This is a genomic window from Bacillus sp. NPDC057893 (assembly GCF_042796455.1).
In the GTDB taxonomy this organism is placed as follows: domain Bacteria; phylum Bacillota; class Bacilli; order Bacillales; family Bacillaceae_G; genus Bacillus_A.
On record NZ_JBHVNG010000013.1, the window covers coordinates 16,905 to 34,613 of the forward strand.

Genomic DNA, 17,709 nt, shown 5'->3' on the forward strand with positions numbered 1-17,709 from the left:
ATCTCTAGGTTTGGTATTTCAGTAATAAAATTGTCACGAAAACCAAGTGTTAGTTCTGAATGCTTGTTAAATAATTCTTCTGCTGTCAAAGTATAGCGTTGACCTCTAGATTTCGGCCTATGGTGTGAACCCTTCTCCACTAAAACTGTATGCTCCTTAGAAAGCATTTGGTCAATACCATATTTGGTCTTCAGATGATAAAATTTAGTTTCTTCTTTCTTAATAAACATAATGGGTTTTTCGAAATATGTACGATCGTTTTTAATGTCATATGTCGCAACCTCTTCACCATTATACTCAGAAATTTTAACCCATCCTTGCGTCGATAAAAACTCTGTATCTTTATCCACGCAACCAATATCTACCCCGACCAAATTAGGAACAATTTTATCTTGAATTGTCATTGTTGTCCCAATCGTGCAACCTGCGCCAGCATGTGTATCTGGCATAATACGAATCTTGCTATCCTTTACGAACTCTTGATTACAAAGATCAATAATTTGACCTGCTGCAGTTTCTTCGACATTAGTAGTAAACACTTTCGCTTCATTGTATTTCCCTTGTAATTTCAACATCTTTTATTTCCCCTTTCCTTTAGTTTCCACAAAACAGTGATTAATATTTAATTGAATTATTGGAGCTTTAAGTGGTGATACAAATAACTAATACATTTAGATGAAATATAGATTTAAACCATATAGTAATATACATATCATTATACTTTCCATCACTACATCTCATTTCCTTTTTCCATAAAAAAGAGACACAGAGATTTCTCCCCATGCCTAATTGTAGCTTTAAAATAAAGTTTAATCGAAATAATGCCATTAACCCTAATAAACAAACAAAAGAAAAGAACCTATTTTTAAAAAAAGGTCAATCAAAATACGGTATTTTTGCGATAATTCGAATAATTATTCCGAAAAAAGTTTAATCGTTTTGTACACCTTATGCAGCAGAAGTACTCCGCTTAACAAAATGTTGTTTCTTGCTTTTATTTTTCTATTACTCTTAAAAATTAACTACTGAATATTTTTATTGCACTCTAATTGGTTTTGAATTCCTGACCTATCAATTTGAATCCAATACTCTGCAATTTTTCCATCTTCTACTCTATACACCGCACTTGCTATTTGAATTATTGGGAGTCCTGTAGGTTGATATCCATCGATCTCTCCTAGATGCATACCCACTTGTTTCCAACGTACATATACTTTACTTCCTTGTACTAAAAATTCTTGAATTTCTAAAGAAAAATTACCGTATACTTCAATCATCTCTCTTACATGTTCAGCATAATCTTCAGGTGTTCTGCAAACTGTTTGTTCTTCTTCAGATACAATTTGATGTGTCAATACTTTTTCTGCCATTAATTGATTTGAATAGTCAGGATTGTTCCCTGAACGTACTTCTTCAAAAAATTTTCTAACAATTTGTTCTGGCGTCATATAAAAACCCCCTTATTAATAAACCCAATACTAATCATATCACAGTTTATTTTAATCTAACTATTAAAGTAAACTGCTTCATGTGTACAATAAAAAGACAAAATCTCTTCTTTCTTAAGATATCCCAATTGATTCCCCTGAAAATTCACAATAACAATCACCTACTTCTTCACCGCATGAACATAATGTACCGTCTCAAAAGCTTCTAAATAATCGTTTCGTCCTTCAAAATATAATTTATTTATGTCCTCTGGTGATAAATGCTCATAAATGAGTAAACCCGACTTTTCTAATAGTGCTTCCATTTCTTCATAAGAGAAACATGATTTCATCGGTTCTCCGCCTACCGTAGCCATTTTCACCATGTTTTCAACTCGATTGGACAATCCTTTTTCCGTAAATAAGTTTTCATCAGGATAATCGAAAACGATAGAACTCCCCTCTGGAACCATCTCGAATAAACATTCTATTAAACTAGCAAGTTCCTCTTTCTTTAAATAGTACGTAACACCTAAAAGACTAAAGAAAGTTTTTTTATTTTCAAATCCTTCATTGCGCAACTGTTCATAGGAAAATCCTTTCGTAAAATCCATCGAAACAAAATGAAGGTTATTTGGAATTTCAAATTCTGCTTCTTTCACTTTTACCTTCTTAGCCTGTTGCGTAGAAGGATGATCCACTTCAAATATTTCTATTTTATTTTCTAATTCTCGGTGTCTAAAACTAAACGTATCTAATCCCGCACCGAGTATGACGTATTGTTTTGCTCCTAGTGTAATTTCATGTAGTAATACTTTTTCACAATAGGCTGCACGTGCTAAAGGTGTTGGTGACAACTGAACTTGCGTAATCCATTTTAATATTTCTTTTGGATTGTTTTGAAACCGCTCTGCAATGTCTTTATTGAAAAAATGTATCCCTTGAACCATGTTCATTTCAATATTGTTACGCTCTTTTTGTGAAATTAAATCTTTAGCTACATAATCATCAAAGATTGTAGGATTATCAAATTCACTATGATACGCCCTTCCGAAAGCTGATACTAACGACGTTACACTTGCTTCACCTTTGTTCATGCACATACACTCCTTCATTTTCACAACAAAAATAGGGTTCCCCTGGCCAGGAGAACCCTATTATACACGTTATTTTTATATTGGTAAATTATAGCACAAATAAGTTTTTTTGTCAAGTTTCCAGCCTGCTAACACTCTGACACTTTGTATATTCTCTGGCAGGAAAATCGAAATTATATACACAATTTTCCGAATTATTTATTCATTCTTTTTTGAGCAGTATTAGTATCTTGAGATACTGGTATATGTTCGGTAGCTCTAGATAAACCTGTTTTTGGCATATTAACATAGATTGCTTCAGAAGCACCTTTTTCTATTTGATAAGTTTCGTGAAAAACACCAACACTCCCATTATCTTTAATCTTATTATTGTAGGATTTCCAAGCATATGAATGATTTTTTCCGTGAGCATAGTTTACTAATTCGTCGAATCCCTTCCAGTATTGAATTAGGATCACTTTTCTCCAACTAAATAAGAATTCTGTATGTAAGAAACCCCATTGTGGATTTTGATACAATTCTTTAATCATAGGTCCCATAGCATTAAAAACTGGTATCCACTTCCAAAATTTTAATAGGTTATTAATACGCATACCAATAATAAAAACAACAAATTCTTGATCCTTGCTATTGGCTATATGCCTGCCGTTGAAAATTTCAGCTCCCACTTTAATCCCCCCCTTTTTTACTGAACATAAATAATGTGCAGCTCCCAAATAAACCATAACACTTCCCCATGAAATTTCCAATTACTTTAACATAGATTATGAAAGGCTGTACTTAGCAATAAAAGGTATATGTTTCCCACCTCTTTTGTTATTAACAGCTATTACTAATATTTGCCTTAGATCTCCTTTTCGCCAGGAACATTTCCATACTTTAGGGCTTTTTTTGAGCTTCAAATAATTGTTCCTTATGCTTCACCTCGAGAGGAGTAAACGAAATTAAAATTCCTTCTGTATATCTATTTCAATAATCATAATGTTGCTATCTCCTTTCTAACAGTATATTATTTAGTTCGTTTGAGTTAAGACAACATCACAACACACTCCTTCACATCTTTTGCAAGACTAGCGTTCAAACTTGCAGGAACAACAAAAAGCTAATCAACTCCCCTACTCTATAAAGTAAATAAGAGATTTTTAAAATTACATATTCTTAGATTAATATGTAAATACTTCCTCTAGTCGCCGCACTTGGTATATAATAATAAAATAATCTACTTCTATATGCTCAACTCTACACAAAACAGCTCATGCATATGAAAGAAAAGAGGTATAAAAATATGAAGACAAAACAAACGATTGCTGCGTCTACACTAGCTTTAGCAATGATCGCTGGTGCAAACTCAGCCCATGCGGAAGTAAATGATGCTACTCCCCAGCAAAGTACAGGAGATCGATTAGCTGAAATTAAGCAACATAGACAAGAGTTAGATGCGAAATTGCAGCAACACAAAGAAAATGTGGATCAAACGTTAAATGAACTTAACCAAGTTAAGCAAACTGTCGATGAAAAAGCGAATGAACTACATCAGCATAAACAAGAATTAGATGCAAAACTTCAGCAAGACAAACAAATCGCTGATGAGAAAATCGCTGAAATTAAAGAGCATAAAAAGCATGTAGATGAAAAAGTTGCTGAAATTAAAGAGCATAAGCAAACTGTTGATGAAAAGGTTAATGAGATTAAAGAACATAAACAAACTGTCGATGAAAAAGTGAATGAAATTAAGCAGCATAAAGAAAATATCGATGCAAAGGTTAATGAACTTAAAGAAGTTAAAAAACATGTAGATGAAACATTAGCTGAGTTAAAGAAAGCGAAACAAACTGCAGAGGACAAACTGGCTGAAATTAAAGAAAATAAGCCGAATACCGGTAACACGTTAGAGGAACTTAAGAAAATCAAACACAATTTAGATAGTCTTTCATCTAACTTAGAACTAGCTAAACAAGATGTGAAAAACAAACTTGCTGAGTTACAAGAGAATAGACAGGACTTAATAAATAAATTGAACGAACTCAAACAAGCGAAACAAACTGTTTCAGACGATTTAACAAAGAAAAAACAAGACTTAGATATTAAAATAAACGATTTTAAACATACTGAGAAAAAAATTGATGACAAATTAGCTGAGTTACATACAACGAAGCAAAATGTAGATAACAAGATTAATGAAGTATCACACCCTACACAAACGACAGCTAATAATAACAATACTACTGTTCCATCGAAAAACACTGCTAGAGAACTTCCTAACGCTGGTAGTGAGCAATCAAGTAATATGGCTTTAGGAATGTTATCTGTCTTAGGCGGCGTTTTATTACTTACGCGTAATAAAATTAAAAAAGTTTTTATAAAGCAATTATAATTTATATTATATAATCTACTGTCTCTTCTTTAAGACCATTGCATCGGCTTCTTAAAGAAGAGACCAATTATAGGTACGTTTATGAACTAGCTATTCCTCTAAATTTAGATTCTCTCTCTATCCACATATCATTTGTTGTAAAGGCAAACCTTTTCATTTTTGCATTATGATAATCCCCTGAAAGCAAATATATATCAATTATTTTTATCCCATTTCAAACTTATATTAATTCCTTATGCTTTAACAAAACAAGAAAACCTTCACTCATACTGTAATTCCCCTAAGTCATACTGATAGGAAAATGTACAATTCTTTAACAAAGTTCACTCTCAATTCATACACTACTAATAGAACTTGTGTAGCAATAAATTTTTCCAAATCATCTAGACTGCCACACATTCAACCTCTACTAGTGCCTACAGGATATTTTCATCCTCCCTCTCATACAGTCTTTATTCTTCTAATTACTACATGACCATGTTCCATTGCTACATTCGAACGACATCTATAAATATTTATAAGGAGTGAAATACATGGGTTCAACAAAACTCACAGGACGGGTAATTTACAAAGGAGACCCCGGTTATATAGAAGCTATTAAGAATTGGAATCCTTACGTTGATGTCTTCCCCCTCGTCTTTGTTTTTGCACAAAGTTCATATGATGTCAGTAACGCCATTAAATGGGCTCGCGAAAATCATGTTCCCTTACGTGTCAGAAGCGGTCGGCATGCGCTAGATAAAAATCTTTCTGTAGTAAATGGCGGCATTGTTATCGATGTAAGTGATATGAACAAAGTTAGTTTAGATAAAAAGAATGGTATAGCAACCGTTCAAACTGGAATTCACGTCGGCCCACTTGTAAAAGGACTAGCTAGAGAAGGTTTTATGTCACCATTTGGAGATAGTCCAACAGTTGGAATCGGTGGCATTACAATGGGCGGTGGATTTGGAGTAGTCTCACGAACAATCGGTCTAATAAGTGATAATCTTATTGCTTTGGAAACAGTAGATGCAACAGGCCGAATCATTCAAGCAGATCTATGTTGCAATAAAGATTTATTATGGGCTTCTAGAGGTGGTGGTGGTGGAAATTTCGGATACAATACTGAATATACATTGAAGCTTCACCGTGCCCCTAATACTGCCACAGTCTTCAATATCATTTGGCCATGGGATCAGTTAGAAACTGTTTTCAAAGTCTGGCAAGAATGGGCTCCTTTTGTAGACTCACGATTAGGATGCCTACTTGAAATTTACAGCAAAATAAATGGACTTTGTCATGCAGAAGGTATTTTTTTAGGTTCAAAAAACGAGCTTATAAACTTATTAGAACCTTTAACAAGTGCTGGAACTCCAACACAAATTGTTATAGAAGAATTACCTTACCCAGCCGCTATAGATTTCTTAGATCCAGATGAGCCAATCCCTGGTCGATCTGATCAGAGCGTTAAGTTTTCTTCGTCTTGGGCACTTAACCTTTGGCCGGAAGAGCCTATTTCAATTATGAAACAATTTTTAGAAGAAGCTACTGGAACAGAAGCTAATTTCTTTTTTATTAATTGGGGAGGTGCTATAAGTAAAGTACCTAGCAATAAAACAGCTTTCTTTTGGCGTAGCCCATTATTTTATACGGAATGGACTGCTAGTTGGAAAGATAAGTCCGAAGAGGCTGCAAATCTAGCATCAGTTGAAAGAGTACGCCAATTAATAAAACCTTATGTAACTGGTTCTTATGTTAATGTTCCAGATCAAAACATCGAAAATTTCGGACAAGAATATTACGGATCAAACTTTGCTAAACTTCGGAAAATAAAAGAAAAATATGACCCTGAAAATCTATTCCGTTTTCCACAAAGTATACCACCCTCTTCCTCTTGTTAATGCATGACAAAATAAATAAAGCCTCTTTAATTTAAATAGAAAAAGGAACTCTTACAATCGTAAGAGTTCCTTTTTCATCATACCAATTTCCCATCTCTAAGCGTCAATATACGATCACATACATCAAGCATTCTTTCATCATGTGTAATCATAATTGCTGCTTTTTGACTTTCTTTCACTTCACGTTTCATCATTTCAACGACTTCACGAGCACGTTTTGAGTCTAAGCTTGCAGTTGGTTCATCAGCTAATATTAAATCTGGGTTGTTCATGAAAGCACGCGTGATTGCTACCCTTTGTTTTTCCCCACCAGATAGTTGATTTGGATAGTGTTTTTTTCTTTCTCCTAATCCAAATGCCGCTAATAAGTGATCCGCACGCTTTTCAGATTCTTGTTTGTTTTCTTTTTTTAGCTTTGCAATGTAAAGCAGTTGTTCTTTTACATTTAAATATGGAACAAGATTTGCGAACTGGAAAATGAAGCCGATTTTTTTCAAACGAATGTCTGTCATTTCCTTTTCTGATAACTTCGTAATATTTTGCTCACGAATGTAAATATCCCCTTTTGACGGTGATAGTAAAGCACCCGCGATTGATAATAACGTACTTTTCCCTGATCCAGAAGGACCAACGATTCCAATAAACTCTCCAGCTTTCACATCAAGCGACATCGGATGAAGGGCTGTTACTTCTGTATTCCCTTCTCCGTACACTTTACTTACTTTGTCTAATTTTAATAATGAAGTCATTACATCCCGCCTCCAATTGCTTCTAATGCATCAACTTTTAATACTTGATATAACGAAATAAGTGTTCCTAAAATACTAATTACGATAAAGATTGCGGCATATTGTGCAATCATCGGTGTTGTTAATAAGAACGGCATACCCGCTGGTAAAATCTGTTCTAATCCTTGTACAAGAACAATACTGATTATCATCGCAACGACTGATAAGAATAACGCCTGTACGACTAAGCTATTTGCTAAATAAGAATTTTTCGTACCGATTGCTTTTAGTACACCTAATTGCTGTGTTTTTTGCAACGTAATTACGTAGAAGAATACACCGATTAGTAACGCAGCGATAACAAGTAAGAACGCAATGATCATCGTTAATGTTCCTTGCTCTTCTTTAAATCCTGGAATACTTTGTAATACTTCTTTTTTGTCGATAACATGTGCATTTTTAATTTCTTTATCTGTATTAAGCGCAATTGCACTATAATCTTTTTGGTTTGGTTGTGAGATAGCGCCCCATACGTCTTCATTTACATAAACGACTGGTGTATGGCTAAACATTTGATCTTTCGTAAATCCTACGATTTTAAATTCTTTCTTTGAAACAGGATCGATAATTGTATCCCCAATATCGATTCCTTTTTCTTTAATTGATTCATCAGCAACCATTTCGTTGTTTGCTGTACCCAATTTCTCACCTTTTACAATTTTCGGTTCTAAAAACGAATCACGTTCACTTGAGAAAATAGCGACATCAACTTTTTTCGAACTATCTTTCTTTTCATAAGTTGAAATTTTCACACGAAATGGAACTGCCTCTTTCTCGCCTACTTGATTTACTACGTTATCTACATCATCTTGCTTAATTTGTGAACGAAGTAATTTATTTTCCGCATCATCTGCTAATACAAACTTATTTGCCTCCATATTTTGAATCGATGAAGCATTATCATATGATAATCCATTTGCTAATCCTGAAATGACAAGGACTAAAAATGATAATAACACCATAATAAGTCCGATTAATCCATATCTTAATTTTGATTGTTTTAATTCACGCAGAGCTAAAAACATTTTGCTCGCTCCTTCCTCTTACTTTCTATGCACTTATCATAAAAAAGAAATATGAACGGAATATGAACAGAAGATTACAAGAGAAAGATTAAATTTTCAGAAAGTATTGAAAATAATTAGAATCCTTGATACAATTCAGTCAAATAATATTGACCGAGTAATTTAATTTGAGGAGTTGATCATTTTGAAGCCCATGTTAACACTAACTACTTATAGCCAACTAAAAGCAATAAGCGATCCACTACGAGTCGAAATGATGATGCGTCTATGCGAACGTCCTTATACAGGACAACTACTATCTGAAAAATTCGGCATTTCAAGGGCGAAAATTCATTATCATTTAAAAGAATTAGAGAAAAATGGTTTTATAGAAATCGTATATACAGAAGAGAAAAATGGCATCGTTCAAAAGTTTTATCAATCTGTTGCTAAAGGCTTCACTCCTGCCGCAGATCTATTACCTCATTTAGAAATATTAAGCGAATCAGGTCGCCAAATCTTTTTACAAATGACGGAAAGAACGAAAAGCCATATTCTTGCTGCACCTGAAGAAGCTTTTACATTACGAAAAATAAGTGAAGACCCTGCTGAGTGGAATTACGTTTCATCCTGCTGGGAGTTTGATGCCACGCCAGAACAATTTCAAGTGTGGGTGAAAAAGTTTTATGAAGTGATGGCTGAATTAAACGAGATCACAAAAGATGCGGATAAAGATCCAAATAGTAAATCATATTACATTTCTACTACTGCGCTACAAATCGACGAAAGAGCAATGCAACGCTTTGTTAAAAAAGAAGAAAAATCGTAATACGATTTTTTTTACATAAACGGTCAAATTTATTTTACCGAATAAATTTATCCCGCATTAACGGGCAGTAAGACTCCCACCTCAAAATTCAGCTGGAGCACAGAAGTTAGGTGGGAGTCGGGCTGCCCATAAACGCCCGATTGGTTCAACTAATAATCAGTGGGAATGAACAAAACCCCACTGATTAAAGTTTCACTTTATTATAAAGGAGTAGATTAAATGGACATATTAAAAAACCGGAATTTCCTCTTATTATTTTTAGGGAGAATTTTTACAAACATAGGAGATAGCTTGTATTATGTAGCAGCGATGTGGCTCGTATATGAGCTGAGTGGTAATCCTTTTTATTCTGGACTAGCTGGTTTTCTTACGTCATTACCTTCCGCATTACAATTTCTTACTGGTCCATTCGTTGATAGATGGTCGATTAAAAACACCCTCGTAATCACACAAGTCCTGCAATGCATTCTTATATTAATCATTCCTATTACACACTACTTCGATCTATTAACAGTTCAACTACTACTCATCATTATGCCAATCGTAGCCTTTATCGAACAATTCGCCTATCCCGCACAATCAAAAGCTTTACCACTTCTACTGCATAAAACACAATTATTAAAAGGAAATTCACTCTTTTCATTTGCGTATCAAGGTATTGATTTAATTTGTACGACTCTTTCTGGAATATTAGTAGCACTACTTGGCGCAATTACTTTATATGTGATCGACTCCTTCACATTCGCGATTACTGCGATTTTATTTATCTCGTTGAAAATGCCGAAACAAGCAGAAGCCAATACAGACTTCCCTTCTGAAGATAATACATCGTTTTCGGTTAAACAATATTTCTCTGAATTAAAAGAAGGCTTTTCAATCGTCTTTCGTTCTTTAATGGGCGTTTTCTTAATCGGTTCAGTTGTCGCTAATTTTTCTATCGGTATGACGATGGCAATACTACCTTCTTTTACAGACTCTTTAGGTGGCGTAAAACTATACGGCTTCTTTTTAGCCGCTATATCCGCTGGTAGTCTCATTGGAGCATTATTCAGTTCATGGGTTGGTAAACGTAATGTTGGTCGTGTCTCCATTATTAGCTTTGCAGCTGGCGCTTTCTTTTGGTTTCTCTCTACGTTTGTACCGTTTCAATGGCTATCTATTTTCTTATTCGGCCTAGCTTGGATACCAATTGGTGCGATCAACGTATTATTTGCGACAATTAGTCAAATTGCAATTCCAAATCAATATCTTGGACGTATCAACTCAGTCATGCGAAGTATGGGCACAATTGCTATGCCGTTCGGCTCTTTAATTGGTGGATACACTGCAAATGTATTTAGTAGCCAACTCATTTTCGCGCTCGCTAGCATCGGTATTTTATTTATTTCTCTCGTATGGCTACTTCATCCAAAATTACGTTCATTGCCGAAAGCTGATGAAATTACAGCGGATACTTTTGGGGTTCGGTTTAAGGAAGAACGTGGGAAAGGTGCGGCTTTATAACAAAAAAGAAGACAATTTCCATTGTGAAATTGTCTTCTTTTTCATTTATTTCGGAAGCTCCACCCGAACAGTGGTCCCTTCCCCTTTCGTACTATATACCGAAACGGTTCCATTATGCAGTTCAACAATTTTCTGTACGATAGATAATCCTAAACCGCTACCTTCTACGTTTCTTGCCCTTGCTGTGTCTACTTTGTAAAAACGATCAAATATACGATCCATTTCTTCTTTTTCCATACCAATTCCGTTATCTGATATAGAAATGACAATACTGGATTCTAATTCTTCTACAACAAATTCAACGGTCCCGCCATCGTTTGAAAACTTAATGCTATTCGTAAAAATATTACTCCATACTTGATGAAGTAAGTTTTCATCACCTTGTATAGTGATATTAGGTACATCAAATTCAACGGCGATATCTTTTTCACGCCATTTCCATTCAAGCATAAAAATGACGTCTTTAATTTGCTTTTGTAAGTGAAACTCTTTAATTTGTAGAACTTTCTCTTCTTTATCTAATGAAGCGAGCGTAAGTAACTGTTTACATAAACTAGACATCCGCTTACTTTCTCCCTCAATAATTTTCAAGTAACGTTTTCTTTCCTCTTCACTCATATTCTCCGATTGTAATGTTTTCGAAAAACCTTGTATCGAAGAAAGCGGTGATTGAAATTCATGAGAAACGTTAGAAACGAACTCTTGTCTCATTTGATCTAATTCTTTAATACTCTTTGTCATCTTTTGAAAATTAGTCGCTAGTGTACCAATTTCATCTTTTCGATTTTCATCTAATTCAATATCATATTCACCACTTGCAATCTTTTTGGTAGCTTTCGTAAATGTTCGAATAGGACGCACAATATACCCTGCTGCAATTGCTATAAAAATGATACTTAATACAACGATGAAACCAAGTAACACCGCTAGAAAAATTCTCATCTCACCAAATTGTTGCTGAATGTCAGGACGAATGAATAAAGCGTATTGTTTATCACCATGTTTTAACGGGACACCTACACTATTAATTAATTCATTATCGAAAAATCCTGTAATAAACAGGCGGGTTGGATATGTGGAAACACCATTATACGTTTCACCTTGCAGTACTTTATGAACTGTAGCATCACTAATTGTTATCTTACGAAACGCATTCCCGATGCGCTTTCCATTCTTTTGGTCATCTACAATATAAATTTCATATCCTAATTTCGCAATTGACTGTAAGTATGCCTCTTTATTCTCTTCACTTTGCTTTTCATATAATGATTTTACTTCCTCAGCATACATTAAAATCTTTTCACTATTGTACGGTTTTAACTTCACTTGATAGTACACATTTGTTAATAAAAAACCGATAATACTACTAAGTAGCATAATCCCGACCGTCATAAAAACAAATCTAGAATACAATGATTTCATCTTATTTCAACTCCAACTTATAACCAAGTCCACGTACTGTTGTAATCTGAAAATCATCTGTTCGTTTTGAAAAACGATCTCTCAGTCGCTTCACATGAACATCGACTGTTCGTTCATCCCCTTCAAAATCCATTCCCCATACTAATTCAATTAATTCTTCTCTCGAGAATGTTCTTCCAGGATAACTAGCAAGTTGCGATAATAATTCAAATTCCTTCAGTGGTAATAAAATCGTCTGACCGTTACACTTCACTTCAAACCCTTTTCGATCAATTGTCGTCCCGTGCAGCGTAATAATATCAGCACTCAGCATTTGATAACGGCGCAATAATGCTTTCATACGGAAAATCACTTCAGCTGGTTCAAATGGCTTTACAATATAATCATCCGTGCCAGATATGAACCCTTTTTCTTTATCAACTAACTGATCTTTTGCTGTTAATAAAATTACAGGTATATCATGATACTTTCGAATTTCTTCACACAACGTATAGCCATCAATAAACGGCATCATAATATCCACTATCGCAAGGTGAATATTTTCTTTCTCTAATATCCCTTGAGCTACCTTTCCATCTTCAGCCTCAAAAACTTTAAAACCCTCTTTTTGTAAATGGTAATGTAATAACTCTCTAATATGCTTGTCATCATCAGCTAATAAAATATGTATCATCTTCATTAAACCCTCTCTTGTTCATCCTTCTACATCCTTACATTAAGAAACAATTGGATTTTTTGCAAGAAAAAGAAAAACAATTACAGCATTAATTTTTTCATGGCAATGAGCTAAATTTTAAAATCCATTAAGTGAAATTATTGAGGTTATCAAAGATACTACGCATTAGAACCGCAATACAGTACAACAGATCGTATGATAATGTAGCTTTGGAATAAAGGTTCATAAATAATACCTACAAGCCAATATTTTACGATAAATAAAAAGAATCCATTTTGAAATAGATTTTAAATAGACTAAACTAAGAAGAGGATATTACGTTCAATATATGAGCATATATCCTCTTTTCTTATAAACATTAGATTACTTATACAGATAATAAAAATAAAACTCTATATGTATACCGGATTCAGAAAAGTTTGTATAATTTAGGTAGCTAACGTATCTCATAACGGAAAGCGTTGTGAGGTCTTTAGACTGAGCGTTAATTTTTTTAGGGGTGAAGTGCTATGAGAGTACAAGAGGTTCTCATAGAGAATAACAACAAAGGACACATATTACTGGATGATTCCCTGTAATAAATCATTTAGGAGGTGACAATTATTAATGAAACAACAAGAACGTATTATCTTTCGTGAGGTTCAGCGACCACAACAAATTTGGGCATGGATACTCATATTGGGGATCGCAGCACTGATGTGGTATGGATTCATTCAACAAATTATCCTTGATACCCCGTTTGGAGATAAACCAGCTCCCAATGGTGTGTTAATTGCTTTGTGGTTGTTTTTTGGGATTGCCTTTCCTGTATTAATGCTTGGGGTATTGAAACTGATTATAGAAGTCCGTGAAAAAGGTCTTTATGTTCGTTTTGTTCCTTTTCATTTTCAATATAATTCAATATAAACAGTACCTTTTCAAAAATATACGTCACTATGAAAGCATTACTTACAGTCCACTAAAAAGATTCGGAGGATGGGGAATTCGTTTTAACCTTAAGGGTGAAACGGCCTATAACATGAATGGAAAGAAAGGTATAGAGTTAAAGTTGAAATATAACACAGTGGTAATCGGCACTCAAAAACCGGACGAATTAAAAAAAGCATTGGACTCGGCACAAAAAGCATAATGAAAATTAATCGTCAACAAACGGGTATCATTGTGGAATAAGAAAGGACATTACATATTAGTCATATAAAATATATAATGTCCTTGAATTTATTTGTTTTTTTAAAATTTAGGTCTTGATAATTAAGTGATCAAAATAGATTCTCATATTTTCGCATTAAGATTATTTCAATAAAAAATATTGCTCATTTTCTGCCTTTTTAAAAACTAATTCTAACTCTTATTAAGCCTTAGAAATATCAACAAACCCTTCCCCAAACACATCACGAACATCGTGTATAGCGATGAAAGCAGCCGGATCCGTAGTTTGAACAATCCGTTTTAACTTTATTACTTCTTGCTTATTGATAACAATGTAAAGAATGTCCTTCGGGGTTTTTGTATAATAACCATGACCTGAGTACACGGTAACCCCTCTGTCCATTAAGGTAGTCACCTTTTTGGCAATTTCATCCGGGTTATCAGAAATAATCGTAATGGCCTTTTTCGGATTCAAACCTTCAATTACAAATTCCATCACTTTCGTTCCTACATATAACATAATAATTGTCAGCATCAGCTTTTCTGCACCAATGATGAAATAAGATGAAAAAGCAACTATTAAATCGAAGAACAATAGACCATAACTAATGCTCCAACCTAAATACTTATGTGTCATCCTTGCTAAAATGGTAGTACCTGCTGTTGTTCCGCCAACACGAATAATTAGACCAATCCCGCATCCTATAAATATTCCTCCGAAAATGGCATTTACCAGCATTTCATCCGAAGCAATAGTCCAGCCTTCTGTCAAATGAAGAAATAGCGAGTTAGTAACTACAGCAATGATCGTATAAATTGTTGTTATCTTATTCAAAAATTTATAACCGGCTATTAACAAAATCGCATTTAAAATTAAGTTGACTAAGCCTGGTGACCACTCAAATAAATAGTAGGTAATAATCGTGATACCCGTTACTCCACCCTCACCAAACTCGTTCGGAATAACAAACAAATTCACACCTAACGCAAAAAGAAATGCACCAATAATAATAAAAATAATGTCTGTCGTTCTTTTTTTCATACAGTACCTCACTTCTTATGTAAATATTTATTCAAGTTTAAACTCCCACCATTATATCGTGGAATATTCAAATCGAACAGTGGTCTTTTTTTATTTTAATATAAGATAATAAACAAACTTTAATCCTATATCCACATGTAATTAAAACAGTAAAACAACTTTATTTATTATGTACTACAAATAAAGTTTTGATTTCACACGCAATTCACTCTTAAAAATGAATATGTACACTGACTCGCGCAAACTTCGAATAAAAAACAAATATGCGAAGCCATAGAATAGACTTCGCATCAAGCATTTGATCACAGAGATTTATATGAGATTTTATATTCATACATTCCAGAAATAAATTTACTTATCTTTCTCCATATATTTTTTAATCTTTCGTTCTTCCCACTCTTTTCCGAATATCCCAAATGGAAAAGTTGTCAAACCGTGTATAACGATACCGATTCCCCAACCTCCCAGTGGATATAAAAACCATAATTCACTTGAATCAGAGCTTATATTTATAAAAAAAAGCATTAAGTTAACTAGTATATAGACCATTAAATGAATGTAAAACGCTTTTAAATTCTCCACCCTTTTTTTAGCTCGTAAATAAACCTCATCTCGCTCCACCCTTAAACACCTCTTTCATTATTGTATTTTTTCACCTTCGCTCCAGTGTTAACATCATATTCTAATCGGAAATCCGTTATTCTCAAAAAAACATCAAACAAAAAAGTACCCAGCAAATTGTCATACACATGATCATTTGTTGGGTACTGCATGATACATTTAGTTTTTACATTTATTGTTTGGAGTAAATTGCAAATAACGACTTATACTCGCCTTATTAAGACCAAATCCATACATCATCATTATTTTCAATGTTGTTCTTTGCTTCATGAACTTTTTCGATATGATCAACTGTGTTCCAGTTAATAGAACTTCCACCCCAGCCCACATACTTCATATCAATCTTCACTTTCTCACCCGTATTAAATACTTGTCCCTTTGTTAAGAAGACATCAATAATAACTTTCTTCCCGTTTAGCGATGGATACTCAACTACGACATATTTAGTAGCGCCGTCTCCCTCATCTTCCATCGTTCCTACTTTTGATACTTCCCCAATTACATAATCAGGCGAACCGTCTTCTTTCATGTGCATACCTAACTTGTTTGATGTATTTTCAACTGCGGTTGCAACCATATATTCTGTAAAATTACGCATCATAGATCCAGTAGCTTTTACTTCATCCCCTACTTTCACATTTGAAAGTGAATCCATATACACACTAACAGGTTCTTCATATTGCTTAGTTTTTACAACAATTACACCGTTATCTACTTCTACTACTCGTCCTTCTAACGTTGAGAAATTTGATTCAATAGAAGCTGCACTCGCTTTTGTTACTTCTAATCCTGGTAAATTCGTTCCTGATAATGCTGCGATCCCTAAAGCACCTGCTAAAATTAATTTTTTCATACCCATATGTAACATCTCCATTCATGATGATTTTATTTTTTGATTGGATACGACCAATCTGCAACCATTATAGTTACAGGTTTTAGAAAATAGCAACCATCTTTCTCATGCAATGATGCATACTGTAATTTTTAAATATACAGCAAGAGGACTAAATTCTCGAATTATAATAGTTAATTTAATTCAAAGCTAAAATAACCTTATGAGCACGGTATAAAGAAATTAAGAGCTGCTTTCGGTCCTAAAGTTAGCGAATAGCTTTATAAAAACTCAATCAAAATCTATTCAACTAATTGAAAAATGAACCATGTCGAATTTTATTTTTATAAATTCAAATTTCAAGGAGGTTTTACAAAATATTACACAGAATTATTCGTATATCGTAATATAATTGGTAATTTTTTACGATTCATTTCATTTTATCTACCACGTTTAGACAAAATGAAAAAAACAATACAAAAGGAGAGAGATAGATTGAAAAGAAAAATTAGTACAGCTGTTGTAGGCTTATCGGTATTTAGCTTTGGTCTTTTTGGTGTAAATATTGGGGATGGCGGCGTTGTAAAGGCTGCACATGGGGATACTCCTGCCCCAAAATTAGAGGGACATGGGGATTCCCATGCTCCTAAACTAGAGAGCCATGCTGATCTTCCTGCTCCTAAATTAGAGGGACATGGGGATCTTCCTGCTCCGAAATTAGAGGGACATGGGGATCTTCCTGCTCCGAAATTAGATTCACATGGAGATTCATGGGCTCCTACCTATAACATTGGGGATACTCCTGCTCCGAAATTAGATTCACGTGGCGATACTGGCGGGGCTCCTAAGCTTGAAGGGCACGAACATTTCCCTGCTCCGAAACTAGACGCTCACGGTGAGACTATTTAACATAAAACCCCTAGCTATGCAGCTAGGGGTTTTATCTTCTCATCCTATTCACACTTCATGCATACTTTCTCAACTTTTATTTTAGTACTGTGCATATGACATCATTTTATTAAGATTCTATAGTCAATTATGGTCCCTTTCTCCCTAAAAAAT

At 34.2% G+C, this 17,709-nt stretch carries 15 protein-coding genes and 2 pseudogenes; 6 read left to right on the forward strand and 11 right to left on the reverse strand.

The genetic code is table 11. The features are described 5' to 3' along the window. Positions 1–335: 335 nt before the first annotated feature. From ACFVQC_RS26970 to ACFVQC_RS26985, 4 genes and pseudogenes are all read right to left on the reverse strand, one after another. Positions 336–575, reverse strand: a pseudogene (locus ACFVQC_RS26970) (RtcB family protein); the annotation flags it as partial. Positions 576–1,022: 447 nt separating this feature from the next. Then, entirely contained in the window at positions 1,023–1,448 is a 426-nt protein-coding gene (locus ACFVQC_RS26975) for an ester cyclase (protein ID WP_377899798.1), read from the reverse strand. Positions 1,449–1,609: 161 nt separating this feature from the next. Further along, entirely contained in the window at positions 1,610–2,530 is a 921-nt protein-coding gene (locus tag ACFVQC_RS26980) for a class I SAM-dependent methyltransferase (RefSeq protein WP_377899799.1), read from the reverse strand. A gap of 188 nt (positions 2,531–2,718) precedes the next feature. Then, entirely contained in the window at positions 2,719–3,192 is a 474-nt protein-coding gene (locus ACFVQC_RS26985; protein WP_377893033.1) for a DUF4188 domain-containing protein, read from the reverse strand. Positions 3,193–3,779: 587 nt separating this feature from the next. Between ACFVQC_RS26985 and ACFVQC_RS26990 the strand changes: the two genes are divergently transcribed. Both ACFVQC_RS26990 and ACFVQC_RS26995 read left to right on the forward strand, forming a co-directional pair. Further along, the gene (locus tag ACFVQC_RS26990; RefSeq protein ID WP_377899800.1) at positions 3,780–4,898 is read left to right on the forward strand and encodes an LPXTG cell wall anchor domain-containing protein; all 1,119 of its coding nucleotides are present in this window, start codon (positions 3,780–3,782) and stop codon (positions 4,896–4,898) included. Between the two features lie 533 nt (positions 4,899–5,431). After that, positions 5,432–6,781: an FAD-binding oxidoreductase gene (locus ACFVQC_RS26995; RefSeq protein WP_377899801.1), complete on the forward strand. Its 1,350-nt coding sequence runs from the start codon at positions 5,432–5,434 to the stop codon at positions 6,779–6,781. A 77-nt stretch (positions 6,782–6,858) separates the two neighbouring features. Here the strand turns inward: ACFVQC_RS26995 and ACFVQC_RS27000 are convergent, their stop codons facing one another. Then, positions 6,859–7,530 (reverse strand): ABC transporter ATP-binding protein, encoded by a 672-nt coding sequence (locus ACFVQC_RS27000; protein ID WP_002146733.1) that lies wholly within the window; start codon positions 7,528–7,530, stop codon positions 6,859–6,861. Continuing rightward, the gene (locus ACFVQC_RS27005) at positions 7,530–8,594 is read right to left on the reverse strand and encodes an ABC transporter permease (RefSeq protein ID WP_078181080.1); all 1,065 of its coding nucleotides are present in this window, start codon (positions 8,592–8,594) and stop codon (positions 7,530–7,532) included. Before ACFVQC_RS27005 ends, ACFVQC_RS27000 begins: the two co-directional genes overlap by 1 nt. A gap of 184 nt (positions 8,595–8,778) precedes the next feature. Here ACFVQC_RS27005 and ACFVQC_RS27010 point away from each other — a divergent pair, with 184 nt between their 5' ends. Further along, positions 8,779–9,402 carry an ArsR/SmtB family transcription factor gene (locus ACFVQC_RS27010; RefSeq protein WP_377899802.1) on the forward strand — a complete coding sequence of 208 codons (624 nt, stop codon included), beginning with the start codon at positions 8,779–8,781 and terminating at the stop codon, positions 9,400–9,402. Between the two features lie 219 nt (positions 9,403–9,621). Beyond that, positions 9,622–10,905, forward strand: a complete 1,284-nt coding sequence (locus tag ACFVQC_RS27015) for an MFS transporter (RefSeq protein ID WP_377899803.1) — start codon at positions 9,622–9,624, stop codon at positions 10,903–10,905. 45 nt (positions 10,906–10,950) lie between these two features. Here ACFVQC_RS27015 and ACFVQC_RS27020 read toward each other — a convergent pair whose 3' ends face one another. Further along, positions 10,951–12,327 carry a sensor histidine kinase gene (locus ACFVQC_RS27020; protein WP_016095800.1) on the reverse strand — a complete coding sequence of 459 codons (1,377 nt, stop codon included), beginning with the start codon at positions 12,325–12,327 and terminating at the stop codon, positions 10,951–10,953. Position 12,328: 1 nt separating this feature from the next. Then, complete coding sequence (locus ACFVQC_RS27025) at positions 12,329–13,006, reverse strand: response regulator transcription factor (RefSeq protein WP_002066188.1); 678 nt, start codon at positions 13,004–13,006, stop codon at positions 12,329–12,331. 603 nt (positions 13,007–13,609) lie between these two features. Between ACFVQC_RS27025 and ACFVQC_RS27030 the strand changes: the two are divergent. Further along, a pseudogene (locus tag ACFVQC_RS27030) lies at positions 13,610–14,132 on the forward strand (DUF6141 family protein). A gap of 222 nt (positions 14,133–14,354) precedes the next feature. Here the strand turns inward: ACFVQC_RS27030 and ACFVQC_RS27035 are convergent. The 3 genes from ACFVQC_RS27035 to ACFVQC_RS27045 all read right to left on the reverse strand — a co-directional run bounded on the left by ACFVQC_RS27035 (position 14,355) and on the right by ACFVQC_RS27045 (position 16,674). Continuing rightward, positions 14,355–15,194: a YitT family protein gene (locus ACFVQC_RS27035; protein WP_377899805.1), complete on the reverse strand. Its 840-nt coding sequence runs from the start codon at positions 15,192–15,194 to the stop codon at positions 14,355–14,357. 351 nt (positions 15,195–15,545) lie between these two features. Beyond that, positions 15,546–15,815, reverse strand: a complete 270-nt coding sequence (locus tag ACFVQC_RS27040; RefSeq protein ID WP_377899807.1) for a 2TM domain-containing protein — start codon at positions 15,813–15,815, stop codon at positions 15,546–15,548. A 217-nt stretch (positions 15,816–16,032) separates the two neighbouring features. Then, positions 16,033–16,674 carry a hypothetical protein gene (locus ACFVQC_RS27045; RefSeq protein ID WP_377893020.1) on the reverse strand — a complete coding sequence of 214 codons (642 nt, stop codon included), beginning with the start codon at positions 16,672–16,674 and terminating at the stop codon, positions 16,033–16,035. A gap of 468 nt (positions 16,675–17,142) precedes the next feature. On the opposite strand from ACFVQC_RS27045, the gene ACFVQC_RS27050 reads away from it, so the two are divergent. Beyond that, positions 17,143–17,556 (forward strand): hypothetical protein, encoded by a 414-nt coding sequence (locus ACFVQC_RS27050; RefSeq protein ID WP_377899808.1) that lies wholly within the window; start codon positions 17,143–17,145, stop codon positions 17,554–17,556. The last annotated feature ends 153 nt before the right edge of the window (positions 17,557–17,709 follow it).

Coding starts and splice junctions, on each gene's coding strand:
- ACFVQC_RS26980 (WP_377899799.1), bottom strand. CDS start 2,530: ATGTGCATGAACAAAGGTGAAGCAAGTGTAACGTCGTTAGTATCAGCT.
- ACFVQC_RS26995 (WP_377899801.1), top strand. CDS start 5,432: ATGGGTTCAACAAAACTCACAGGACGGGTAATTTACAAAGGAGACCCC.
- ACFVQC_RS27035 (WP_377899805.1), bottom strand. CDS start 15,194: ATGAAAAAAAGAACGACAGACATTATTTTTATTATTATTGGTGCATTT.
- ACFVQC_RS27005 (WP_078181080.1), bottom strand. CDS start 8,594: ATGTTTTTAGCTCTGCGTGAATTAAAACAATCAAAATTAAGATATGGA.
- ACFVQC_RS27000 (WP_002146733.1), bottom strand. CDS start 7,530: ATGACTTCATTATTAAAATTAGACAAAGTAAGTAAAGTGTACGGAGAA.
- ACFVQC_RS27015 (WP_377899803.1), top strand. CDS start 9,622: ATGGACATATTAAAAAACCGGAATTTCCTCTTATTATTTTTAGGGAGA.
- ACFVQC_RS26975 (WP_377899798.1), bottom strand. CDS start 1,448: ATGACGCCAGAACAAATTGTTAGAAAATTTTTTGAAGAAGTACGTTCA.
- ACFVQC_RS27045 (WP_377893020.1), bottom strand. CDS start 16,674: ATGGGTATGAAAAAATTAATTTTAGCAGGTGCTTTAGGGATCGCAGCA.
- ACFVQC_RS27025 (WP_002066188.1), bottom strand. CDS start 13,006: ATGAAGATGATACATATTTTATTAGCTGATGATGACAAGCATATTAGA.
- ACFVQC_RS26990 (WP_377899800.1), top strand. CDS start 3,780: ATGCATATGAAAGAAAAGAGGTATAAAAATATGAAGACAAAACAAACG.
- ACFVQC_RS27020 (WP_016095800.1), bottom strand. CDS start 12,327: ATGAAATCATTGTATTCTAGATTTGTTTTTATGACGGTCGGGATTATG.